The sequence below is a fragment of the Clostridium sp. HGF2 genome (assembly GCF_964240115.1).
Lineage (GTDB): Bacteria > Bacillota_I > Bacilli_A > Erysipelotrichales > Erysipelotrichaceae > Clostridium_AQ > Clostridium_AQ innocuum.
Map to the genome: position 1 here is coordinate 272,230 of NZ_CAXSSO010000002.1, position 23,979 is coordinate 296,208.

The window sequence follows — 23,979 nt, forward strand, 5'->3', positions numbered from 1 at the left end:
TGAATTTCCTTCACCTATACGATTTATGGTTTCGCATATACATACAGGTATGAAAGAATGTGTGTTCGTCCCTTCCTACCTCTTTCTGCAAATTACAAATCGATAAGATTCTCTTTTAACATGCTGACTTTTACTTCTCAGCCTGCGGACTTATGGTCTGCCGTATGCTATACTGTACTTAGCGGAAAACAATTGGAAGGAGGAGCTGTATGTCGGAAAAGAAAAAGGCGGAGGAAGGGTTTCTGTATAATGCGAATTACAACGCAGCACTGCTGGATGAGCGTGCCTGGTGTAAGGATCAGTGTCATTTGTGCAATCAGCTGCGTCCAAGCGATACGGAAAAGCGCTATCAGATTTATCACAGCTTATTCAAGCAGATGGGAAAGCATGTATCCATAGAACCACCATTCTGGTGTGATTATGGCTATAATATCAGCATCGGAAATGAATTTTTTATGAACCATAACGGTGTCATACTCGACGGAGCAGAGGTAACCTTTGGTGATTATGTCTATATCGCACCAAACTGCGGCTTTTATACGGCAGGGCATCCGTTGGATGTGGAACAGCGTAAGCAGGGGCTGGAGTATGCCTTTCCCATTCATGTGAAAAGCAATGTATGGATCGGAGCAGGCGTTCAGGTGCTGGCGGGCGTTACCATTGGGGAAGGCTCGGTGATTGGGGCAGGCAGTGTTGTGAACAGAGACATTCCTGATCATGTTCTTGCGGCAGGTGTTCCCTGCAGGGTGATTCGCCGCATTACAGACGAGGATCGAAAGAAGTACCGTATTCAAATGGAGGAGGAAAGTTGATGGGAAGCAGGTGAAACCTGTAAACGGCGCCCCTGTATAGGCAGTAAAGGTCTTTTTGGATACGCCGTAAGCGATCGCCTAGTCGTCTGTGAGGCTGTATTTGCAGTCTGATGGCGATAGGGAATACGGAAGAAAACGGATATGCATATGACTGATAAGCTATGCGAAAGCTGTCCGTGAAAAAGAAATGTCGAGGAGAGTCTTCCTTTTTAAAGAAGTTATTTGCATGTCCTCACTTGCGGCGGTATGGCTATGATATAATAAGGATAAGCAGGAGGTATGAAACCATGTTTTATGAACAAGTAGAAGAATCAGTGCAATATATTCGTAAGCACGTGAAAACAGAGCCACTTATTGGCATCATTTTAGGAAGCGGACTGGGCTCGCTGGTGGAGATGATGGAGGATAAAGAGGTGCTCTCCTATCAGGATATTCCACATTTTCCGCAATCCAGAGTGGCAGGTCATGCGGGAAATCTGGTCTTTGGCAGAATTGGAAATCAGCGTCTGATCGTTATGCAGGGGAGGTTTCATTATTATGAAGGCTTTTCAATGAAGGAGGTCACCTATCCGATTTATGTGATGAAGCTGCTCGGTGTTCGGGATTTGATCGTGACCAATGCCTGTGGCGGTATCAATCCGGATTTTACACCGGGGGATTTGATGATCATTGATGATTTTATCAATTCGCTGGATGTAAATCCTTTGATTGGAGATAATGATGAGCGCTTTGGACCACGTTTTCCGGATATGTCAGAGCCTTATTCCATCCAGCTGCGTGAAAAGGCAGAACAGGTGGCGGATCAGTTGGCAATTCCTTACCGCCATGGTGTATACACCCTTTTTCAGGGACCGTATTATGAAACAGCAGCGGAAATTCGTATGTATGCCAGAGCAGGCAGTGATGCCATTGGAATGTCCACTGTGCCGGAGACTATAGCGGCAAATTATCTCGGTATCCGTGTGTTGGGAATTGCATGTATCACCAACATGGCAACCGGTATTGCGAAGGAAAAGCATTCACATGAAGAGGTTGTGAAAATGGCAAATAAGAGCAGTGCCCGGCTTTGTACATGGATGGAAGCACTGTTAAAGGAGTGGTAAGAAGGAGGGGGATGCTTCATGGAACAGAATTCGCTGTTTCAAAATGATGTACAGAAGGATCCTCTTGCCGCCCGACTGCGTCCGGCATCGCTGCAGGATTACGTAGGGCAGAAGCATCTGCTTGGAAAAGGGAAGATACTGTATAACCTGATAGAAAAGGATATGGTTTCCTCCATGATCTTCTGGGGACCGCCGGGTGTTGGAAAAACGACGCTTGCCAGAATCATCGCCAGGCAGACACAGGCACATTTTATCAATTTCAGTGCCGTCACAAGCGGAATCCGTGAAATTAAGGCCGTGATGAAGGAAGCGGAGGACGCGCGTCTGTATGGCAGAAAGACGATTGTATTTGTTGATGAAATACATCGTTTCAATAAAGCCCAGCAGGATGCCTTTTTGCCGTATGTGGAAAAGGGCAGTATTATTTTGATTGGCGCAACAACGGAAAATCCGTCGTTTGAAGTCAATGCCGCGCTTCTTTCCCGCTGCAAGGTGTTTGTGCTGAAGGCACTGGAGGTTTCGGATCTGGTGGAGCTGCTAAAGCATGCTCTGCAGGATGAACGCGGCTTTGGCTCACAGCATGTTCTCATCACAGAGGAGCAGCTGCGTATGCTTGCCATGTTTGCCAACGGAGATGCCAGAACAGCACTGAATACGCTGGAGATGGTCGTTTTAAACGGAGAAAGCTCAGAAGCGGGAACCGTCATCACAAAAGAGGTGCTGGAGCAATGTACCTCCCAGAAGTCGCTGCTGTATGACAGACAGGGAGAGGAGCACTACAATCTGATCAGTGCCCTGCATAAATCCATGCGCAACTCTGACGTGGATGCAGCTATTTACTGGCTTGCGAGAATGCTGGAGGCGGGGGAGGACCCGTTGTACGTGGCAAGGCGTCTGGTTCGTTTTGCGAGTGAGGATATCGGGATGGCGGACAGCCGTGCCTTGGAAATCTGCGTTGCGGCTTATCAGGCATGCCATTTTCTCGGTATGCCGGAGTGTAATGTACATTTGACACATGCGGTTACCTATCTTTCTCTTTCTCCGAAATCCAATGCCCTGTATATGGCATACGGCGCAGCGAAGGAGGATGCTGTGCATATGCTGAGTGAACCGGTTCCCCTGCAAATACGAAATGCACCGACATCCCTCATGAAGGACCTGCATTATGGAGAAGGCTATCAGTATGCTCATGATACGCAGGAAAAGCTGACAAACATGGAATGTATGCCGGAATCCCTGAAGGGAAGGGAATACTATCACCCAACGATACAGGGAAGTGAAGCAAGGGTAAGCAAGCGATTGCAGGATATCAAGGAATGGAAACGGAAGCATCAAAATAAATAGAGAGCCGGTGTTTTAAGAAGACTTTCCTGCGAGTGATGAAACGCTGGGATATTGGCAGAACACGGATAGGCGCAGATTTCAGGATGCAGGCATTTGGCAGCACTTGTGCATGATCAATGCCTCTTTCCGTAAGGAAGGAAGGCCGCATAAGAAAGCCATGAAAGCATCCGGGCGGCTGTACGCAGACAGTCTGTATGATACAGATGCTCATGGAGCTGCGTTTGCGTATTTCCTGAATTAGGCAGCTAGAAAAAAAGGTAATCCAGCCTTGATACAACAGGTTCGGATTGCCTTTTATATGTTTTCATCAGCGGTAAAGGTGCCATGCATACCGCCGTTTTCTGTTTCTTATTTTACAGTTTTTATGACATACTTATCGAACAGCTCACGATTTCGCTCATCGGCACCGTCCATATTGCTGGAGGCGAACACCGGAGCCTCCATGCCATGCTCCTTCAGCAGCTCGACAAATCTTCCCATCACACACTGTGCAAGGAAGCATCCGGTCAGGGTACTGACAGGTCCCATACTGGTTGCATCATCGATTGGTGTTGTCGCATCCCCATACGGAGCATGATTGTCCAGAATCACATCCGCTAGCTCAAACAGACGCAGTCCGCTTTCATGACGGGAAGCGATGGTTTTGCTATGCGATAAGGAGGTGATCACGATAATACGGGCACCCTTTTCCCTTGCTCTCATCGTGTATTCGATCACCAGTGGATTTCTTCCGGAATTACTGGTGACAAGCAGAACATCTCCCGCTTCTATCGTGTAAATTGCATCCAGTACATCCGCATAGGAAGCTGTACGCTCCAGTGTGGTACTCTTTGTCGGGTGGGTTGCCAGCGTCATTTCGATTTCATTGATCGGATAAACCTTTGCATACCCTCCGGCTCTGGCATAGATATCCTGCCCGATCATATGCGAGTGCCCGCTGCCGAAGGTGTAAATGGTATGATGTTCCTTCTCCGCTTCAAACAATAGACGTGCTGCCCGTTCCAGCGGCTCCCGCTCCTGTTTCATTACCGCGAATCGCTGTTCCACTTCTTTGAAATACGTATCAATAAATGCCATAATCAATCCTCACTTTCTTCTGATTTCAGTATACCATGATTATATGTAAAATCTATAATTGGATATAAAGTTATAACATTTTATACAAAATACGTAATTTAACCATTGTTTTCTCACAAAACACTTTTAATTATTCTATTCTGCTAAAATAGGAAAATATTTCCATTATAATAATTACAAAAACTGGAGTGGACGGAATGAAAAAAGTAACGGAAATCAATTTAAGAGTGGGAGATGCTATACGGAAAGGGCTTCAACGAAAGGGAATGACGCAAAAGGAGCTTGCTGCACTGGTTGGTTCCACGCAGCGCTCGATTTCTTCATATATCAATGGGAATGCACAGCCCCCGCTTGATATTCTGTCTTTGATTTGCCGCATACTGGAAATCAATATGAATCAGATTCTGCAAATACCGGATTTCAATTTTCCCGGACGTATGCTGCATGATCCGATGGAGCTGGAATTCATGAAGATTTTTGATCAGGTGCCGGAGGAACGGCGGATGACCTTTACAAAGCTGATGAAAAGTATACTCAGCTTTCATCTGGAATAGGAAGTAAAATTGCAACTGTTACATAACATGGAAAATAAGACGATTCTTTTGGTAAATGACAAATACAGAAAGATGGAAAATTTTTATTTTTATGATAAAATGCCGTATTTATCGGTGTTTTTTTATATTTTGCGCAGAATTCGTATGGAAGAAAACTTTTTCATTTTATATACTATAGAAGTAAAAGGGAGAGAGAGGAGGAATATGGAAGAAAAACATACCTGTGTACTGAATCATGATGAGTATGAGCTGCTGAACTTTTATCGACAGCTCAGTGAAGAGCGCAAGCAGAAATTTTTTGATCTTGTGCAGACACTGGATATGCTGTTGAACCAGCAGGAGGATACGACTGCGGTCGCAGAGTAAATCACAGGTGTTGAAGTCATGGTTCTGAGAGCGCAATCCTTTTCATAAGAGAATGAGAAGGATGTGTGTTTGTTATACCGTGCACTGCTATCCTTACGGCGCAGGATACAGCACGGTGCATCAGCTGTAAAACAAATCCTGCAGGATCCATCCTGGTGTTGCAGCGGCTGAGCATGCATACTGTTTTGAAACCGGATGAGGACCGCAGGGTCCTTTTCTGTTTCTAGGCACCGACTGGCTTTCAGGGCACTGGATGAAAAAGCTGTCCGCCATAACTGACCGTGGTGTGGGGATCATTCCATTTCTGATGCTGAAGCGTTCCACGCAGGGTCCTATGTGATTTGTCGATGTTGATACAGCTGTTTCTTACATAATTATTTCATGAAAATATTTCAGAAAATGATTGACTTTTTCATCCCTGGATTGTACTATAGTAATATATGAAATGCGCTGACGGGAAATAGTATGGATATGGACATGACAGAGAGTCTTCGGCTGGTGGAAGAAGATATGCGAAGTATGCGGAACACATCCCCGAGCAGCAGAGGTGAAATTCAGTAGCTTCTGCCGGAATCCTGCATCCGTTACCGTGCTAGAGTATGCTGGTACTCGAAGAGATTGATATCGTGAGGTATCAATAAAATAAGGTGGAATCACGTAAGGTAACTTTCGTCCTTTGGATGGAAGCTTTTTTTGTATAAGCGTATAAGGGAGGATATGAAGCTATGAAAAGATTTGCTATACCGGAAGGAACTCGGGATCTGATTCTGGGGGAATGTACTGCGAAGAAACGATTGCAGGGTGCAATCGAACAGGTGTTTGACAGCTATGGCTATAAGGAAATCGTAACACCGAGCATTGAATTTTATCAGACCTATCAGACCGGCTTTGAACAGGTTCAGGAGGAAGCGATGTACAAGTTTTTTGACCATAACGGAAGCATCCTGACACTGCGCATGGATATGACGGTACCGATCGCCCGTGTTGCGGCAACCAAGTTCAAGGATCAAAAGCCGCCGCTTCGTTTTCGCTACTGTGCCAACGTATACAAGGTCAAGGAGTCCTTTGCCGGAAAGCGCAATGAGGTGACAGATTGCGGGATTGAGCTGCTGGGGCTGAACGAAAAGCAGAGTGATCTGGAAATTCTGGTGTGTGCACTGGAGGTTATGGAGTGTATGCAGCAGCAGGCGTATACGCTGGAAATCGGCAATGTGAATTTCTTTCACACAGCAGTAAAGCTTCTGGGGCTTTCTGCGGAAGAAACAGAGCTTCTGGCGGATTTGATCGATCGCAAGAGTCTGAGCGAACTGAAGGAATATCTGCATACCCTGCCACTGAAGGATGAGGACAGAGAATTCTTCCTGCAGCTGCCGTGGCTGTGTGGAGATGCAGGGATGCTCAAGGAGGCATTGAACTGCTGCTTCGATGACAGACTGCGCAGTATTGTGGAAAGTCTTCAGGAATTGTATGCACAACTAAAGGCGCTCGGCTATGAAAACCGCATTACCTTTGATTTGGGAAAGCTGCCGCATCTGAACTATTACAGTGGCATTCTTTTTGAAGGCTTTGTACCGGGAATCGGTACCAGTGTGCTGAGTGGCGGACGCTATGATTCTCTGTTGGAGAAATTCGGAGAGCCGTTGCCGGCAATCGGCTTCTCTGTAAAGCTGGATGCCGTGCTGCCGGTTCTGGATTTAAAGCAGAAGGAGGCAACCCTCACGCTGTGCTATCCGTATGCGCGAAAGGTGGAGGCACTGCGCAAGGCAAAGGAATTAAGAAAAACTGCACGGGTGGAGCTGCTGTGCGGGGAATATGATGATATTATCGTGAAAGGGGAGAAGGACGCATGAGTATATCCATAGCATTAACGAAGGGGCGTCTGGAAAAGGCCACCGTGAAGCTGCTGGAGGAGCGCGGGTATGGCATTGAATCATTAAAGGATAAGGGAAGGGCGCTGGTGTTTCAGGATTCCAAAAAGGATATTCGCTACTTCCTTGTGAAATCCAATGACTGCATCACCTATGTACAGCACGGCGTTGCGGATATTGGTGTTGTGGGAAAGGATACGCTTTTGGAGGGTGGCAAGGATTATTATGAAATGCTGGATTTAGGCATTGGAAAATGTAAATTCATCGTTGCCGGTCTGCGGGAACACAATCTGTTTGATAAGGTGGGACATGTGAAAATAGGAACGAAATATCCCAATATCGCAAAGCAGTATTTCCTGGAAAAGGGCATGGATGTGGAGTGTATCAAAATAGACGGCTCTGTGGAGCTGGCGCCGATTCTGGGCTTGTGCGATGGAATCGTGGATATCATGGAAACGGGGACGACGCTGAAGGAAAACGGTCTGGTTGTCTTTGACACCGTCTGCGATATCAGCGCAAGAGTGATTGTGAACAAAGCGAGCTTTAAGCTGAAAAGAGCGGAGATCCTAGCAATCTTAGAGGATATGAAGAAAGGACTGGAAGCATGCTGAAACGAATGCGAGCATCGGATACAGGGAACCTGCAGACGTATCTGGAAAGCAGAACAGAGGAGATTGACAGTGATATCATTGTCAGGGTCAGTGCCATCCTGCAGGATGTGAAAACACGCAGGGATGATGCTGTCAGGGAATATACACAGCAGTTTGACGGAATTTTATTGGACAGTATGCGTGTGGAGCCTTCCGATATAGAAGCGGCGGCTGCCAAGGCGGATCCCTTCTTTGTGGAAAGTATGAAGAAGGCGAAAGCAAATATCGAGTATTATCACAATGCACAGAAGCAAAACGGTTATCTTTTGCAGAAGGAGCTGGGCATCTATCTAGGACAGCGCGTACTTCCACTGGACAGCGTAGGTATTTATGTGCCGGGTGGCAGAGCACAGTATCCAAGCAGTGTGCTGATGAATGCGATTCCTGCCCGTATCGCAGGTGTAAAGCGCATTGTCATGATTACGCCTCCGGCGAAGGATGGCAGTCTGCATCCCAATATTGCGGCGGCAGCACAGATTGCCGGCGTGGATGAAATCTATAAGGTCGGCGGTGCTCAGGGAATTGCGGCGTTAGCCTATGGTACCCAAAGCATTGCGCCTGTGGATAAAATTGTCGGACCGGGAAATGTATACGTTGCGGCAGCGAAGAAGCTTGTCTTCGGGAAAGTGGATATTGACATGATTGCCGGACCGAGTGAAATTCTGGTGATTGCGGATGCGGATGCTCCTGCGAAAAGCGTTGCGGCGGATCTGCTGTCACAGGCAGAGCATGATCCGATGGCGAGTGCCATTCTGGTGACAACCAGTGAACAGCTTGTGGATGCTGTGGAGCTGGAGCTGCGCAAGCAGAGTGCTCTTCTGCCGAAACAGGAAATTGTGGAACAGTCGCTGCAGGCCTATGGAACAGCCATTTTATGTGAGAGCATGGAGGAATGTCTGGATGTATCCAATGCGGTTGCGCCGGAGCATCTGGAGCTGATGGTGAAGCAGCCGATGGACTATCTGGGAAAGGTACGCCATGCGGGCAGTGTGTTCCTTGGCTATCACACCTGTGAAAGTGTCGGAGATTATTTCGGCGGCTGCAATCACGTACTGCCGACAAGCGGGACAGCGCGTTTCTCCAGTGCACTTGGAGTGGACAGCTTTATCAAAAAAAGCAGCTATCTGCACTATAGCGAAGAGGCTTTACAGACCTATGGCGACCATATTATAGAAATGGCGGAGCAGGAAGAGCTGCAGGCTCATGCCAATGCTGTGAAAGTGAGGCTGAAATCATGAAAAATATCGAAAGCTATGCGGCGCGGACAAACGGTACCGTCATGCTGAATGCAAACGAGTGCTATAAAAATATCAGTGGGGAAATCGTAAAGGAGCTGCAGGAGGCAATCGCGGAGCTGGAGTTTAACCGCTATCCGGATGAATCCAGCAGGGAGCTGATACAGGCATATGCGAATGTGAAAAAATTAGATGCCGGGTATCTGATCGCCGGGAATGGCAGCGATGAAATGCTGGGGCTCATGATTGGCTATTTCCTGGGAAAAGGTAAGAAATTACTGACCCTGTCTCCGGACTTCTCCATGTATGATTATTATGCATCCATGCATGAGAGTGAGGTTGTGAAATTTCCATGTGAGCAGGATGGTTCCTTCAGCATTGCGGATTTTATAGAATTTGGGCGGGAGCATCATGTGGATATGGTGCTGTTCTCCAATCCGAACAATCCAACCGGGCATTTTGTAAGCAATGCCCAGCTGTGTAAAATTGCGGAGGCCTTTCCTCGTATTCCGGTGATTATAGATGAGGCATATGGGGAGTTCGCAAAGGAAAGCATGCTGGCATATCTGGATACCTACCATAACCTGTATGTGACCAGAACCCTATCTAAGGCGTATGGGTTTGCCGGTGCGCGACTGGGCTTTCTAATCAGCTGTCCATCCAATATTGCGAAATTGAAACCGGTGCTGGTACCTTATAATATCAGCTCTTTAACACAAAGGGCCGGTGTGATCGTATTGCGTCATGCGGCGGAATATGAGCTGCTGGTGGAGGAAATACAGCTGGAGCGGGATATGCTGTATCACAAGCTGAAGCAGTTAAAAAACGTTACCTTCTATCCGAGTCAGGCGAATTATCTGTATGGAAGAAGCAGCTATAAGCAGGAGCTGTTGAAGGCGATGGAAAAGGAAGGCATTGTTATTCGCAACTACGAAGGAAAGGACAGCTTCCGCATTACGGTTGGTTCCCCTGCGGAAAATGCCATTGTATTATCCGTATTACAGGAATTTGACAGAAAGGCGGTTGCGGTATGAAACAAGAAACGAAGGAAACAGGCTTTGCGCCAAGAATGGCAGGCCTGAGCCGGGATACCAAAGAAACAAGCATCAGCTGCACGATGCATCTGGATGGTACGGGAGTCAGTGAGATTCACACAGGCATCGGCTTCTTCGATCACATGCTGACGCTGTTTTCCTTCCATTCCGGTATCGACCTTACGCTGCATGCAAACGGCGATTTACAGGTGTGTGATCATCACACGGTAGAGGATTGCGGTATCGCGATGGGAGCCTGCCTGAAGGAAGCCCTGCAGGATAAAAGAGGAATCGAACGCTATGGCAGTATGCTGCTGCCGATGGATGAAACACTGGCACAGGTTGTACTGGATATCAGCGGACGCAGCTTTCTGGTGTATAACTGTGAGCTGAAGCGGGATACGATCGGTACGTTTTCCTGTGAAATGGTGGAGGAGTTTCTTCGTGCCTTTGCCTTTCAGGCAGGCATCACACTGCATGTGAATGTAGTGTATGGAACCAATGATCATCACAAGGTGGAGGCGATTTTCAAAGCGCTGGGCCGTGCCTTAAAAACGGCAATCCGTGTGAGTGGCGATACGATGCCGAGTACAAAGGGGAAGCTGTAATATGATTGCGATACTTGATTATGGAATGGGAAATCTGCACAGTGTGGAAAATGCCTTACAGCATATCGGCTGTACCTGCTGTGTGACGGATAAAAAGGAAGACCTACAGCGTGCGGATCAGCTGATTCTGCCGGGTGTGGGAGCGTTTGCGGACTGTATGAAGCATCTGCAGGAGCGTGATTTGATTACGGCTTTAAAGGAAGAGGTTCAGGGAAAGAAAAAACCGCTGCTTGGTATCTGTCTGGGCATGCAGGCGCTGTTTGAAGACAGCGAGGAAAACGGCTATACCAAGGGACTCGGCTTTTTGAAGGGCAACATCGTGAAAATGAGTGATGCTGCGGAAAGCAGGGTACGCATTCCGCATATCGGCTGGAATCTGCTGGAACAGTGTCAGAAATCCAGTGTATTTGAGCGGCTGAGTGAGCGTCCGTTCGTCTATTATGTACATTCCTATTATGCACAGAATTATGCACAGGAGGATCTGCTGGCAGACAGCGGCTATGGCGGTATGCGGATTCCCGGGCTTGTACGCAGAGACAATGTGGCTGGTGCCCAGTTTCATCCTGAAAAAAGCGGAGAAGACGGACTGCAGATTCTGCGGTGGTTTAAGGAGGAGTTTGTATGATCATTTTACCTGCAATTGATATACTGGATCAGCAGCCGGTGCGGCTGTATCAGGGAGATTATGAACAAAAGGAATGTGTTGGTGACAGTATCGGGGATATCGCCAAAGCATTTGAACAGCAGGGGGCACGGTATGTGCATATGGTTGATCTCAACGGGGCGAAGGAAGGAAAGAAAATCAACCAGGACATCATCGTGAAAACTGCACAGAGTCTGCAGATTCCGGTTGAGGTTGGCGGCGGCATCCGCAGTATGGAGGACGTTCGATTTTATCTGGAGCATGGCATTGCGCGTGTTATTCTGGGAACGGCAGCCATAGAGAATCCGGAGTTTTTGCGGGAAGCACTCGCACAATATAAAGAGAAAATCGCCGTCGGCATCGATTGCAAGAACGGCATGGTTTGCGGTCATGGCTGGCTGCAGGAAAGTGAGCTGCAGTATATCGACTTTGCAATTCAGATGGAGGCCATGGGGGTAAAGACGATTATTGTGACCGATATCTCCAGGGACGGCACCATGACAGGACCGAATACAGGGATGCTGGCGGAGTTAAAGAAAACGGTTTCGATCGATATTATAGCTTCTGGGGGTATTCGTGACATCACGCATATCGAGGCATTGAAACAGCTGGATATTTACGGTGCAATCACAGGAAAGGCGATGTATGCCGAAACATTGTCCCTGTCCCAGGCCATCGCACTGTGCGGGGAAGCCTGATGCACACGAAGCGAATCATCCCGTGTCTGGATGTAAAGGACGGCAAGGTCGTCAAGGGAATCAATTTTGTCGGATTGAAGGAGGTCGGTGATCCGGTCGATCTGGCAAGAGCCTATTATGAGCAGGGGGCGGACGAGCTGGTATTTCTGGATATCACAGCGACGCATGAACAGCGGGATACCATGGTTCAGGTTGTCGAGCGCGTAGCCAGAGAAATCTTCATTCCGTTTACCGTAGGCGGCGGCATCCGCAGTGTGGAGGATATACGAAACATGCTGCTGGCAGGTGCTGACAAGGTATCGCTGAACTCTGCAGCTGTCCGCAATAAGGAGCTGATCCGTGAGGGAGCATCGATGTTTGGCAATCAGTGCATTGTGCTTGCCGTGGATGGAAAGCGCCGCGAGGATGGCAGCGGCTGGAATGTATACGTTGCCGGCGGTCGTGAGGATACCGGTCTGGACCTGCTGGAATGGGTACAGGAGGGTGTTCGTCTGGGGGCAGGGGAAATTCTGCTGACCAGTATGGATGCGGATGGAACCAAGCAGGGCTTTGATATCGAGCTGTGCAAGGCGGTGCATGAGCTGGTGGATGTTCCGGTGATCGCCTCGGGCGGCTGTGGGACGCTGGAGCATTTCGCACAGGTGTTTGAAGAGGATGCCAGTGATGCGGCTCTGGCGGCAAGCATGTTTCACTATAAGGAAGTAACGATTCCCGAGGTGAAGGCATATGTAAAAGAGAAAGGAATTGCAGTGCGGCTATGATACAGGTGAATTTTGATAAAGGAAACGGACTTGTTCCGGTTATTGTCCAGGATGTGCATAGCAGAGCTGTCCTCATGCTGGCGTATATGAATGAAGAAAGTCTGCGCATGACGATGGATACCGGGCGTGCAACCTATTATAGCCGCAGCCGTCAGGAATTATGGATCAAAGGAGAAACAAGCGGTCATTACCAGTATGTGAAGGATATCCGCATCGATTGTGATGAGGATACGATTCTTCTTCTGGTGGAGCAGGTGGGAGCAGCCTGCCATACCGGACATACCAGCTGTTTTTACCGGAATATGGAGGGAGAAGAGATATGAAGGAACTGGATGCATTATATGAAACCATAAAGGATCGCAAGGAAAACAAAGAGGAAGGAAGCTATACCACCTATTTGTTTGAAAAGGGTCTGGAGAAAATTCTGAAAAAGGTAGGAGAGGAATGTACAGAGGTCGTGATTGCCTCTTTGACACAGACAAAGGAGGATCAGATCAATGAAATAGGAGATCTGCTGTATCATCTGAGTGTACTGATGGTGGAGAAGGGAATTTCCATGGACGATGTCAATGCGGAGCTGGAACGCCGTGCTCAGAAAACGCATAACCTGAAGGCGGAGCGAAAGCCGATCGAACATTTGTAAGCCGAGCAGTCGGCTTTTCTTTTCCTTTGGTTCTTATTCACAGAAAGCTGTTATATATGGTATGGTGCAGGGACAATATATGTCTCATAGCGGATGTGAAAGAACGGATGCCAAAAATGATGAACGGTATTAAGGAAGTTCTTCTGGTATACTATGTACGAGGTGATTCATATGAGGACTAATCAGGAGATTATACAATCTGTACTGCGCTATATCGAGGAGCATTTGAATGAACCGCTGACGCTGGATACGGTTGCTGCTTATACGGGCTATTCCCCCTACCATCTGCATAAAATGTTTACGGCAATATGCGGTATGCCGCTGCATGCCTATGTGCGGCGCAGACAGGTATCCAAAGGGGCATTGCTTCTTGTACAAAGCGATTTAAGTATTGCGGAAATCGCCTCCGCCTGCGGCTATCTCTCCCAGCGGGCATTTCATAAGGCGTTTTTGCAGCTGTATCGCACAACTCCGAATGCCTTTCGGAAAAAGAAGAATGCCTATGTGCTGCAGGAGCCGTTGCAGCTTCATCAGCAGCCGGATATCAACCATATGCATTTGGATATGGAAGTACAGCACTGGACAGAGATACAGCTGGAGGGCTATGGTGCAGATACCAGACACGGCTTTCATGTGATTGGTAAATGTCATCGCAAATGCAACCGGTATCTGAAAGCAAATCCGCAAAAGGATTCGGTAGTGTATGGTATCCATGATTATACAGATGCCGATATGGATGCCGGTCAGCCCTGCTTTCAATATTTTGCAGGTATAGCAGTTGAGCGGGTGCACAGACAGAAGCTGACGCATAGAATCCTGCCGACAGGAGCCTATCTTGTGTTTTCCTTTTGCGCAGATCCAAAGACCTCTATGGAGCCGTTTGCACAGGATATTTATCAGAACTGGCTGCCCAAAAGTGCATACCGGCTTCGTTCGGACTGCTGTATGGATATCGTCAAATACGGAAAAGAAAATGAACAGGGAATCGCCCGTATAGAATACTGTATACCGGTTTTAAAGTAAATGAGGGGAATGAAAACGCTGTCGGACACTAGTTCACAATGCGTTTTTTTTATACCTTCAGCTGTAAATAAGCGAGATAACATCGTGTTATGTTGACATAAATATTTATAATTTCATTTTTTGGAAAAGGTATCGTATACTGACATAGCTGCCTTGCATGTCATGCTGGAAGGCGCAGATTCAGAAAATGAGAAAAGGAGAGCCGTATGATTTTTATAAAAGAAAAGGGGAAGGGACTGCTGGTATGCTTTGGTATTGCCGCTGCTGCCCTTCTGCTGGGGCAATGGATTCCCATTATCGGAGGGCCGGTATTTGCCATCCTCATTGGAATGCTGCTGGCATTTCGCATTAGAAAAGAGGAAGCCCTGCAGGCTGGCATTACCTTCACCTCCAAGAAAATCCTGCAGTATGCAGTCATTTTACTGGGGTTTGGCTTAAATCTGTCCGTTATTGCTAAAACAGGACAGCAGTCGCTCCCAATCATTCTGGCAACCATCACGACATCCCTCGTCATTGCTTACGGTTTGAAGCGTCGACTTCATATGCCGGCAAATATCTCCACTTTGGTGGGAGTCGGCTCATCCATCTGCGGAGGCTCCGCGATTGCAGCGACTGCCCCGGTCATTGCGGCGGATGACGAAGAGGTGGCACAGGCCATTTCTGTGATATTTCTATTTAATATTCTGGCAGCCGTTCTGTTTCCATGGCTGGGAACACTGCTGCATTTTCATGGCAGTGAGGGCTTCGGCGTGTTTGCGGGCACCGCTGTGAACGACACCTCCTCCGTAACAGCAACCGCAGCAACCTGGGACAGCATGTTTCATTTAGGCTCTGCCACACTGGATAAGGCGGTTACTGTCAAGCTGACGCGTACCCTTGCCATTATACCGATTACGCTGTTTCTGGGTGTTCAAAGAATGCGAAAAGAGGAGCAGGAGGAGAAAAGGGAGGGGAAAAAGCTTGCATGGAAACAGATCTTTCCGGTATTTATTCTTTACTTCCTTATGGCCTCCGTCATAACGACCGTCTCTACGAATGTATTGCATATATCCCCGGATATCTTCCTGCCCTTAAAGGAGCTGAGCAAGTTCTTTATCATTATGGCGATGGGGGCAGTCGGTCTGCATACCGATATTGTAAAGCTGGTAAAAAACGGTGGTAGGCCTATCTTTATGGGGTTCTGCTGCTGGGTCGGTATCACGCTGATATCCCTGCTCATGCAGAGGCTGCTGGGCATCTGGTGAGGAATTACAATAGCGTAAACAGCTTTTCTCATGTGCCTTTACGGACAGGCTTGTACATTTGAAAAGGCATGAAATTCATGTTCTTGCGGATAATTATGGAAAAATATGATATGATAAGAACAGCTATATGAGGAGGCCGTTGTATGAATTTGAAAATTGAAAACTGGAAGCTTTTGATTCTTTCCATTTTTTATATGATATTTTCCATTTTATCCTATACGATTGAAAAGGAGAAATTCTTGAATTTCTTCCAGATTGCAGGGATTGTGATCATTTTGGTAGGCTTGTTTCAGATTCTTGTATATTTCTTTAAAAAAGAATATATGAAGCCGAATGAATTCAGCTTTTCCTTTGGGGTATTATACTGCATAGCAGGACTGATCGTTGCCACTAAGCCATATCTGATTGTAGATAATTATCCTATCGTTATTTCCGCTCTGGTGGTTTTGGATGCGACACTGCGTCTGCAGTATTCCATGAATCTGTTTCGCCTGGAGGATGCACAATGGAAGATTCATCTGGCTCTTGCCGTAGTCCCGCTGCTTATGGGAATGGTGCTGATACTGGTATCCTTCGAGGAAAAGACACTGCATAATCTATTCAGCTTTCTGCTGATTCTGGATGCCATTGCGAATTTCTATACAATTTTGTATTATCGCGGTGTTGCCAGACGCTATGGCCGTCACAGTGAACAGATTCTGGATATTTCCAATCAGGAAGCCACTGCACATGAAGTGATCGACGGAAAAGATAATATGGTATGATAAAAAGCGGTGGAAGCATCGCTTTTTTCAATTCGGACAAAGGAAAGCAGAGATTGACGAAAGAGGGCTGCTTCCGCTGTATGATTGCCGAAGCGTATTAGGGTACGGAGGTACCTGCGGATATGCATGTCCTGACGATACCGGAGGTTACCTGGGTAAAGTTCATGGTGCACTGCAGGCCGTAAATACAAAGCTTTTCTCAGCATGGCTGCAGGAAAATCAGGGATATGATATCGCGGCGAACATGTACATTGTGTGGTATACACCGGATGAGGATGAGGTTATGCTGATAATGGAAGTGAGGTATGGATTCCTGTGAAAAGGTTGACTGAGAAGGGATAGGAGACTGATTCTATCTGCATATCGTATGAAATAAAAGAAGCCTGCAGGGTACATCCTGCAGGTCGTTTTTATGGATGAAAGAAATGTAATGGGAGAAGTAAGGAGTACGAAAAAAATCAGCGCTTTACAGGCTCTCCCTGAATTACATAAAGGCAGCGTATTTTTCAATCGGTTATAAACGCAAATAATCCAGTCTAAGCAGGGCTTTTCCATTTGGCAGGGGGTATATCATGCGTTTCGACAGAGAATACTCAATAGACAGCATACTGTGCGTGAGCTCCACTTTCTGCAGCTGTTCATGGATGGTGTTTCATACGGCAAAGGAATGCAGATACAGGGAGTCGGATACAAAGCCTTCATCCGTATCCTGCATATGTGCTTCATATGTCTGTAGTTCGATATCGGTCCATGGATTGTTCATAGGTTATCTCCTCGTTTTGTATATTGTAACGTACATGGTGCGGAAATACAAAAAAAACAGAACGTGATGTTCTGTTAGTGAAACATATCCTTTTTCTTGAAGATAAGAGTTGCGATGATACAGCACACAGCTGCAATGACTGTCGGGAACCACCATTCCGGATAAGGCAATCCGCTGACATTCATGCCATAGAAACTGAAAATGATATTCGGGATTGCCATGACGATGGTAATTACCGTCAAAATTTTCATCACGATGTTCAGATTGTTGGAAATGACGGAAGCAAAGGCATCCATTGTTCCGGAAAGGATGTTGGAGTAAATGTTACACATCTCTATCGCCTGATGAATCTCAATCAGTACATCCTCCAGAATATCCTGATCCTCTTCATACAGCTTGATCAGCTTTCCGCGCATGATTTTGTTTAAGGTAACCTCATCGGTTTTCAGTGAGGTGCTGAAATAGACCAGAGACTTTTCCAGACCCAGCATCTGAATCAGCTCCTTGTTTTTCATAGACTGGTGTAGCCTCTGTTCGGTACGGGAGGAAATCCGATCGATTTGGCGCAGATAAATCAGGAAACGCTGAGATATACGAAGCAGCAGCAACAATAGAAAACGGGTTTTCATATCGGTATTCATACCCTTGATTCTACCGTTTGCCATATCCTCGATGCTTAGATTCTCATACAGGGAAATCGTAATCACATAGCCCTTCATGATAACAACACCCAGTGGCAGCGTGGTATACAGCAGGGTATTTTCATCCAGATTGTCATCTTCCTCTGCACTCGGGTAATCGACAATCACCAGGGTCTGGTTTTCATCATCGTCATAATCGATATGGGAGCTTTCCTCTTCATCCAGTGAAGATTTGATAAACTCCGGCAGCACGCCGATTTTATTTGTCAGGAAATCAATATCTTCCTGTGTAGGCGCAACAGCGCTGATCCAGCAGCCTGGTTCCGGCTGTTCCAGTTTTTTTGTGACAGTTCCATATGTCTTGTAAAATTCCAACATAAAAAAGACCTCCTTCTTACAGGAGGGATGTAGATACGCCTCCTGTATTTTGATTTATACAACTTCGATATGGACTTTCGGGCTCAGGAGACATACAAACACCTTCTTTCTCAACTTAGCTATTATAACATAAAAATAGAATTGTGGGAGTGTGTGCGGGAAGGAAAAATCAGAAATTTGGCAGAAATATGGTACAATAGGGATAAATGAGGAGATGAATGGGATATGAAGGTTCGATTTTATGATTCTGTACAGGATGTAAAGCTGAGGTTTGCCGTGATTGCTGTGTGGTGCAGGAGTGGATGGCTGTTTGTACGCCACAGGGAACGTGATACATGGGAGCTGCCCGGGGGACATCGGGAAGCGGGGGAAAGCATTGATGCCTGTGCCCAAAGAGAGCTGCTTGAGGAAACGGGAATCGCAGATGCCCGTATGAAGCGTATCTGTGTGTATTCGGTTGAAGGCAAAACACGGGTGAATGAAACAGGTGAGGAAAGCTTCGGCATGCTGTATCAGGCAGAGGCTTCCTCCTTCAAAGAGCTGCCGCAGAGTGAAATTGCGGAGGTAAGGTGCATGACTGCGCTCCCAGAGGCCTTGACATATCCGGCAATTCAGCCGCTCCTTTTTCATATGGCTATAAAAAGCTGTCTTCGATATGAGCTTTTTGACGGCTGTAATCCCGATGACTCGCGTGCAGTATTAAAGCAGCTTCCGGAATGGTTTGGTCTACCGGATGCTTTGGAGGAATATGTACAGAAAAGCAGGGAGATGAAAACCGTCGGCTGTTATTTCAAGAATTACATGGTTGGCTTTCTGTCACTAAAAAAGACCAGTCCAAAGGCGATGGAGGTTTATGTTATGGGTATTCTTCCGCAGCTGCATCGTATGGGAATCGGTACGAGACTGATGCGGATGGCAGAACAGGAGGTAGAAAAAGCGGCAATGCAGTATCTGCAGGTGAAAACATTATCTCCTAAGGTGCAGGATCCCGATTATTTGAAAACCTACGCCTTTTATGAAAGAATGGGGTTCTGTCCGCTGGAGGTGCTGCCATTGTGGGATGAATGGAATCCGTGTCAGCTCATGGTGAAGTACATTGCGATGAAGCAGTAGCCTGCTTTGTGTAAGCCTTGAACTGCTACAGTAATTTGATTGGTAGTTGTACAGACACGCATTAAGGTAGTATATAAAAAGAATAGCGTATCATCCCTTCGTATGCATATCTATGTAATAAAAAAAATAGACGAAACAAGAAATCGCCTATTTTTTGCAGCTTTGCGCAGGTACAAGCTTTTTTAATCCGTAATATGTTAATAATAAATCGATGCCTTCACTTCCTCTACCTTTTTCCTTCCCTCCAGCTTTTCAATGATGGCGAAGGCAAAATCAATCACAGCGGCTGCACTTCTTCCGGTGATGATTGTTCCATCAATTACCGCATACTGATCCACATACGTTCCGCCGAAATCCTCATTCATACTTGTAAAACAGGTGTATTTTCTACCCTTGAGATAACCCTGTTTTCCTAGAATGGTCGGTGCTGCGCAGATTGCACTCACCAGCTTTCCCTGATCCATAAAATCCTTTAAAATGGAAAGCACACGTTCATCGGCTTCCAGCTTCTGATAATGCGGACCGCCCGGCAGAAACAGCATATCATAGTCTGCCGTATTCACATCCTTAACATCTGCCAGATTGCTGATGGTAATATCAAAGCGTCCGGTTGCTGCTGTATGATCAATCGCATAGACATCAATCCTGATACCTGCTCTTCGAAGCAGTGCAATCGTACCGACAGCCTCCAGCTCTTCAAATCCATCCGTTACTATACACATAACATTCATAATGCAAGACCTCCTTAACGACACCATTATATCACCTTTTTCCTGCTCACTTCCCTGTATTTCATTCTTTTTATAGAGGTATAAGAATATAGTATAACAGGAGTGTGAGGTTATGGATAAGCTGATGCTGATGAATGATCAAATCAATGCGGTCGTATGGGGAAAGTACATGATCTTTTTTTTATTGTTTACGGGCTTCTGGCTCATGCTGCGTACCAGATTCCTTCCTTTTACCCATGCACGGCTGATTCTGCGCAAAACATTGGGTTCCCTGGGAAAAGGTGATAAGGGGGACGGGGTTACTCCCTTTCAGGCTGTAGCGACTGCACTGGCAGGGACGCTGGGAGTCGGCAGTGTGGTGGGGGTTACAACGGCTTTGACGATGGGAGGTCCGGGTGCACTGCTGTGGATGTGCGTCAGTGCCATCTTCGGCATGATGACCAAATATGCAGAGGTTGTGCTTGCCATCCATTATCGTACGAGGGAACGGGATGGCACCTTTATCGGCGGACCGATGACAACACTGGAGAACGGCTGCCATATGGGCTTTCTCGGTATTTTGTTTGCCGTGCTTTGTATTTTTGCATCCTTTGGTATCGGGAATGTCACACCGGCAAATACGATTGCACATACGATCACATCTTATATTTCCATACCTTCCTGGAGCATAGGTCTCATCATGGCGCTTTTTATTGCCTGGATCATATTCGGAAAGGGAAATCTTATCATGCGGTTTAATGAAATTACGATTCCTGTGATTTCCGTGCTTTATATTGCCGCGTGTCTGTATCTGATTGTATTGCATGCCGATGCGCTGCCGCAGGCACTGGGACTTGTATGGTATGATGCTATGCGTCCCATGGCCGGGGTTGGCGGTATCGGCGGCTTTGTCATCAGCCGGGCCATGCATTTCGGTATTTCCAGAGGCGTATTTTCCAATGAAGCGGGGATGGGAAGCTCACCGATCTCCCATGCCTGCGTTTCTCATGCCAATGCAATCGAGCAGGGGTTCTGGGGAATCTTTGAGGTGTTCTTCGATACGATTGTCGTCTGTACGATTACCGGTCTGATGATTTTGACCAGTGGACTGCTCGACAGCGGGATGGAGGGGGTGGCATTAACGGTTGCCTGCTTTACCTCCGGCTTCGGTCACCTCGGCGGTATCATATTTTCCTTTTCCATTGTTGCCTTTGCGATTCCCTCCATTCTCGGCTGGTATTATTATGCGCGGGAGTGTTTACGGTATCTGTTTAAGGGAAAACTGATGCTGTATATCTATCAGGGGGTTTTTCTGGTACTGCTGGTTTTCGGAGCACAGCTGCAGCTGACATTCGTATGGGATGTTGCGGATACGCTGAACGGACTCATGGCGATACCCAACCTGATTTCTCTGGTAATTTTATGCCGAGTTGTGGTAAAATTAACGAAAGAGTATTTGGAAGAACATGGGAGTGATTAGATGAAGGTTGTAATTGCCTGTGATTCTTACAAGGGCTGTATGACTTCAAGAGAGGTTGCCGAACGTATTGAACTGGGGATTCGACAGGTGGATGATGCTGTTATCACAACATCCTATGTCATTGGTGACGGCGGGGAAGGGACAGTGGAGGCATTTCATGAAACCTGTCACGGAAGGAAACAGCCGGTAAGTACCACGGATGCTTATGGAAAGAAAATCATGAGTGAGTACACAATCATTGAGAATGGTGAAACAGCAGTGATTGAGGTAGCAAATATCATAGGATTGAATATGCATGAGCGGGATAAGCGCGCACCGTTTTTCGGCAGCAGCTACGGTGTAGGAACGGTTATGCTGGATGCGGCTGCACAGGGCTGCAGGAAAATTATCATCGGCTTGGGCGGAAGTGCAACCAATGACGGCGGAATGGGTCTTCTGCAGGCACTGGGGTGCCGGTTTTATGACAGCTGCCATAAATATCTTTCACCGCAGGCGATGAATCTGGAAAAGGTTCGCTATATTGATTTCAATCGGCTGAACAAGCTGGAGGGTATTGAACTGATTGCGGCCTGTGATGTGAAAAATCATCTGCTGGGAGAAAACGGGGCAACCTATGTATTCGGAAAACAGAAGGGTTTTTTCCCGAATCAGATTCGTAAAATCGATCTGGGAATGGAAAATTTCCGCAATCAGGTGCGGCGGTATCTGCATGTGGATATTGATTCCTTTGACGGCGGAGGAGCGGCAGGGGGCATCGGTGCTGTTTTAATCGGTATCCTACATGCGAACATGATTTCCGGCATTGAACTGCTGCTATCCTTCAGTGACATGGAGGAGCAGGTGAAGGATTGTGATCTTGTGATTACAGGAGAAGGGCAAAGTGACCGTCAGACGATGTTTGGAAAGGTTCCGGTGGGAATCCTGAAGGTTGCCAACCGCCATCATAAGCCATGTATCTGTATCAGCGGTGCCTTGGGAATCGGATATCAGGAGCTTTATGATCTTGGATTTATCGGAATATACAGTATAGCGGATCGGGCAATGACGTTTCAGCAGGCATTGGATAATGCTCCGGATAAGCTGACAGCCACCACCTATGGGGTAATGAAAACGGTTATGTATTACATGAATCGCATCAACGGGAACAGAGGATGATCTGTTCTTTTTTTCACGGTCATATGGTTCTGCGGTTTTGTAAATCTATGGAGCGCTTCTTTCGTTTTTGAACCGGTATAGGATAAAGCATAGCGAACAGGCAGTGAATCTGGTGGTTGTGCGTCTGTAATACATTGTGTCCGTTCGGCTTGCAGTCTTATGATTTTAAAAAGATTTTATTTTTCTATTTACAAAATGCGGATTCTCACATATAATACATATGAACAGATGTTCATATGTTAAAGGAAATGAGGAAATCAAATGATAAAGGAAGCTATGGAATGTGAAGTAACAGAGGTGCATACGGATACCGTTGCAAGATTAAAGGATACTCTGCTGAGTCAGGAGCAGTTTCAGAATCTGGGTACCCTGTTTAAGATGTTTTCGGATCCGACAAGACTGAAAATACTGAGTGCGCTGTTTCAGGAAGAACTATGTGTATGTGATTTGTCGGAGCTGCTGGAAATGACACACTCCGCAGTTTCCCATCAGCTGAGCGTTCTTCGGCAGAATCGCCTGATAAAGTACCGCAGAAGCGGGAAAAATATTTACTATTCTCTGGATGATGAACATATTCAGCTCATATTTGATGCAGGTTTATCCCATATTATGGAGGGATGATATGCTGTCGAAAAGGTTTTGTTTCAGGAAGGCACAGCCTATGACCTCTGGAATTCTGTATCCTTGCAGGATAGTGTCGCAGTTTCGCAGGCCAACCGGCTTTGGCGGACGCTGTGCAACGCGAGTAATGAATATTATGAATCGCGCACAGTATAACCGGGTTTTAAAGGAGCTGCCGCTGCAGGGACGTATTCTGGATATCGGCTTTGGAAACGGGAACATGCTGAAGCGAGTGTTGAAAAAGGGCTGCCGCAGTGTTTATGGGACGGAAATCAGTGAAAGCTGTATGACTGCGGTGGAATGGAAGCTGCTGCCAAGCCTGCAGCAGGGATATATGAAGCTTGCTATGGGCAGTGCCGAATCCTTGCCATTTGCAGATGCCTGTATGGATACGGTATACAGCATTAACACGATTTATTTCTGGGAATCACTGGGCAAGGGGCTGTGTGAGATAGCACGTATACTCAAGCCGCAGGGTACGCTGCTTTTGGCCTTCTATGATAAGCGTTTTCTGTCACGTCTTCCCCTACGTGGATACGGCTTTCAGCTATACGAATCAAAGGATGTGAAAGCGGCATTGAAGCATAACGGATATACGTCTATTGAGGTTTATGAAGTGAAAAAGAAAAAATCCTATTGTATTCGTGCAAAACGCGGGAATGTTTAGGAACGTGGAGCATAAAGCTTTTGT

26 protein-coding genes and 1 other annotated feature are annotated in these 23,979 nt (G+C 46.8%); of the genes, 23 read left to right on the top strand and 3 right to left on the bottom strand.

What is annotated here, in order from left to right:
• The first annotated feature begins 209 nt into the window (after positions 1 to 209).
• The 3 genes from ACESPQ_RS05105 (at position 210) to ACESPQ_RS05115 (ending at position 3,259) form a co-directional block, all read left to right on the top strand.
• Positions 210 to 812, top strand: coding sequence for a sugar O-acetyltransferase (locus tag ACESPQ_RS05105; protein ID WP_002608143.1), 603 nt, complete (start codon positions 210 to 212; stop codon positions 810 to 812).
• Between the two features lie 287 nt (positions 813 to 1,099).
• The gene (locus ACESPQ_RS05110) at positions 1,100 to 1,915 is read left to right on the top strand and encodes a purine-nucleoside phosphorylase (protein WP_002608144.1); all 816 of its coding nucleotides are present in this window, start codon (positions 1,100 to 1,102) and stop codon (positions 1,913 to 1,915) included.
• Positions 1,916 to 1,933: 18 nt separating this feature from the next.
• A complete protein-coding gene (locus ACESPQ_RS05115) occupies positions 1,934 to 3,259 on the top strand; it encodes a replication-associated recombination protein A (protein WP_002608145.1) in 1,326 nt (441 codons plus the stop codon).
• Between the two features lie 348 nt (positions 3,260 to 3,607).
• On the opposite strand, the gene ACESPQ_RS05120 is transcribed toward ACESPQ_RS05115, so the two are convergent.
• Positions 3,608 to 4,336 (bottom strand): SIS domain-containing protein, encoded by a 729-nt coding sequence (locus tag ACESPQ_RS05120; protein ID WP_002608146.1) that lies wholly within the window; start codon positions 4,334 to 4,336, stop codon positions 3,608 to 3,610.
• 197 nt (positions 4,337 to 4,533) lie between these two features.
• Between ACESPQ_RS05120 and ACESPQ_RS05125 the strand changes: the two genes are divergently transcribed.
• From ACESPQ_RS05125 to ACESPQ_RS05195, 15 genes are all read left to right on the top strand, one after another.
• Complete coding sequence (locus ACESPQ_RS05125; protein WP_002608147.1) at positions 4,534 to 4,890, top strand: helix-turn-helix domain-containing protein; 357 nt, start codon at positions 4,534 to 4,536, stop codon at positions 4,888 to 4,890.
• 204 nt (positions 4,891 to 5,094) lie between these two features.
• The gene (locus tag ACESPQ_RS05130; RefSeq protein WP_002608148.1) at positions 5,095 to 5,256 is read left to right on the top strand and encodes a hypothetical protein; all 162 of its coding nucleotides are present in this window, start codon (positions 5,095 to 5,097) and stop codon (positions 5,254 to 5,256) included.
• A gap of 441 nt (positions 5,257 to 5,697) precedes the next feature.
• Positions 5,698 to 5,936, top strand: a binding site (T-box leader).
• A gap of 45 nt (positions 5,937 to 5,981) precedes the next feature.
• The gene (hisZ, locus tag ACESPQ_RS05135; protein ID WP_002608149.1) at positions 5,982 to 7,106 is read left to right on the top strand and encodes an ATP phosphoribosyltransferase regulatory subunit; all 1,125 of its coding nucleotides are present in this window, start codon (positions 5,982 to 5,984) and stop codon (positions 7,104 to 7,106) included.
• Positions 7,103 to 7,735 (top strand): ATP phosphoribosyltransferase, encoded by a 633-nt coding sequence (hisG, locus tag ACESPQ_RS05140; protein ID WP_002608150.1) that lies wholly within the window; start codon positions 7,103 to 7,105, stop codon positions 7,733 to 7,735. Before hisZ ends, hisG begins: the two co-directional genes overlap by 4 nt.
• Positions 7,729 to 9,012 carry a histidinol dehydrogenase gene (hisD, locus tag ACESPQ_RS05145; protein ID WP_118003003.1) on the top strand — a complete coding sequence of 428 codons (1,284 nt, stop codon included), beginning with the start codon at positions 7,729 to 7,731 and terminating at the stop codon, positions 9,010 to 9,012. Before hisG ends, hisD begins: the two co-directional genes overlap by 7 nt.
• A complete protein-coding gene (gene hisC, locus ACESPQ_RS05150) occupies positions 9,009 to 10,043 on the top strand; it encodes a histidinol-phosphate transaminase (protein ID WP_002608152.1) in 1,035 nt (344 codons plus the stop codon). Before hisD ends, hisC begins: the two co-directional genes overlap by 4 nt.
• Positions 10,040 to 10,651 (top strand): imidazoleglycerol-phosphate dehydratase HisB, encoded by a 612-nt coding sequence (gene hisB / locus ACESPQ_RS05155; protein WP_022300524.1) that lies wholly within the window; start codon positions 10,040 to 10,042, stop codon positions 10,649 to 10,651. Before hisC ends, hisB begins: the two co-directional genes overlap by 4 nt.
• A 1-nt stretch (position 10,652) precedes the next feature.
• Entirely contained in the window at positions 10,653 to 11,276 is a 624-nt protein-coding gene (hisH, locus tag ACESPQ_RS05160; protein WP_002608154.1) for an imidazole glycerol phosphate synthase subunit HisH, read from the top strand.
• Complete coding sequence (gene hisA, locus ACESPQ_RS05165; protein WP_002608155.1) at positions 11,273 to 11,992, top strand: 1-(5-phosphoribosyl)-5-[(5-phosphoribosylamino)methylideneamino]imidazole-4-carboxamide isomerase; 720 nt, start codon at positions 11,273 to 11,275, stop codon at positions 11,990 to 11,992. The genes hisH and hisA overlap by 4 nt, the downstream gene beginning before the upstream one ends.
• Positions 11,992 to 12,753 (top strand): imidazole glycerol phosphate synthase subunit HisF, encoded by a 762-nt coding sequence (gene hisF, locus ACESPQ_RS05170; protein ID WP_022300526.1) that lies wholly within the window; start codon positions 11,992 to 11,994, stop codon positions 12,751 to 12,753. The genes hisA and hisF overlap by 1 nt, the downstream gene beginning before the upstream one ends.
• Positions 12,750 to 13,076 (top strand): phosphoribosyl-AMP cyclohydrolase, encoded by a 327-nt coding sequence (hisI, locus tag ACESPQ_RS05175; RefSeq protein ID WP_154411044.1) that lies wholly within the window; start codon positions 12,750 to 12,752, stop codon positions 13,074 to 13,076. Before hisF ends, hisI begins: the two co-directional genes overlap by 4 nt.
• Positions 13,073 to 13,396 (top strand): phosphoribosyl-ATP diphosphatase, encoded by a 324-nt coding sequence (gene hisE, locus ACESPQ_RS05180; RefSeq protein WP_022300528.1) that lies wholly within the window; start codon positions 13,073 to 13,075, stop codon positions 13,394 to 13,396. The genes hisI and hisE overlap by 4 nt, the downstream gene beginning before the upstream one ends.
• Positions 13,397 to 13,567: 171 nt before the next feature.
• Positions 13,568 to 14,419: a helix-turn-helix domain-containing protein gene (locus ACESPQ_RS05185; RefSeq protein ID WP_373144022.1), complete on the top strand. Its 852-nt coding sequence runs from the start codon at positions 13,568 to 13,570 to the stop codon at positions 14,417 to 14,419.
• A gap of 206 nt (positions 14,420 to 14,625) precedes the next feature.
• Positions 14,626 to 15,663: a YeiH family protein gene (locus ACESPQ_RS05190; protein WP_373144023.1), complete on the top strand. Its 1,038-nt coding sequence runs from the start codon at positions 14,626 to 14,628 to the stop codon at positions 15,661 to 15,663.
• A gap of 143 nt (positions 15,664 to 15,806) precedes the next feature.
• Entirely contained in the window at positions 15,807 to 16,427 is a 621-nt protein-coding gene (locus tag ACESPQ_RS05195) for a DUF308 domain-containing protein (RefSeq protein WP_002608161.1), read from the top strand.
• Between the two features lie 837 nt (positions 16,428 to 17,264).
• Here ACESPQ_RS05195 and ACESPQ_RS05200 read toward each other — a convergent pair.
• Positions 17,265 to 18,209, bottom strand: coding sequence for a magnesium transporter CorA family protein (locus ACESPQ_RS05200; protein WP_002608163.1), 945 nt, complete (start codon positions 18,207 to 18,209; stop codon positions 17,265 to 17,267).
• A 225-nt stretch (positions 18,210 to 18,434) separates the two neighbouring features.
• On the opposite strand from ACESPQ_RS05200, the gene ACESPQ_RS05205 reads away from it, so the two are divergent.
• The gene (locus ACESPQ_RS05205; RefSeq protein WP_373144024.1) at positions 18,435 to 19,322 is read left to right on the top strand and encodes a GNAT family N-acetyltransferase; all 888 of its coding nucleotides are present in this window, start codon (positions 18,435 to 18,437) and stop codon (positions 19,320 to 19,322) included.
• A gap of 197 nt (positions 19,323 to 19,519) precedes the next feature.
• On the opposite strand, the gene ACESPQ_RS05210 is transcribed toward ACESPQ_RS05205, so the two are convergent.
• Complete coding sequence (locus tag ACESPQ_RS05210) at positions 19,520 to 20,053, bottom strand: DJ-1 family glyoxalase III (RefSeq protein WP_002608165.1); 534 nt, start codon at positions 20,051 to 20,053, stop codon at positions 19,520 to 19,522.
• A 112-nt stretch (positions 20,054 to 20,165) separates the two neighbouring features.
• Between ACESPQ_RS05210 and ACESPQ_RS05215 the strand changes: the two genes are divergently transcribed.
• The 4 genes from ACESPQ_RS05215 (at position 20,166) to ACESPQ_RS05230 (ending at position 23,955) form a co-directional block, all read left to right on the top strand.
• Complete coding sequence (locus tag ACESPQ_RS05215) at positions 20,166 to 21,512, top strand: alanine/glycine:cation symporter family protein (protein ID WP_373144025.1); 1,347 nt, start codon at positions 20,166 to 20,168, stop codon at positions 21,510 to 21,512.
• The gene (locus tag ACESPQ_RS05220; protein ID WP_373144027.1) at positions 21,513 to 22,667 is read left to right on the top strand and encodes a glycerate kinase; all 1,155 of its coding nucleotides are present in this window, start codon (positions 21,513 to 21,515) and stop codon (positions 22,665 to 22,667) included.
• Positions 22,668 to 22,928: 261 nt separating this feature from the next.
• The gene (locus ACESPQ_RS05225) at positions 22,929 to 23,288 is read left to right on the top strand and encodes an ArsR/SmtB family transcription factor (protein WP_002608168.1); all 360 of its coding nucleotides are present in this window, start codon (positions 22,929 to 22,931) and stop codon (positions 23,286 to 23,288) included.
• 40 nt (positions 23,289 to 23,328) lie between these two features.
• Positions 23,329 to 23,955 (top strand): class I SAM-dependent methyltransferase, encoded by a 627-nt coding sequence (locus ACESPQ_RS05230; RefSeq protein ID WP_373144028.1) that lies wholly within the window; start codon positions 23,329 to 23,331, stop codon positions 23,953 to 23,955.
• Positions 23,956 to 23,979: the final 24 nt, after the last annotated feature.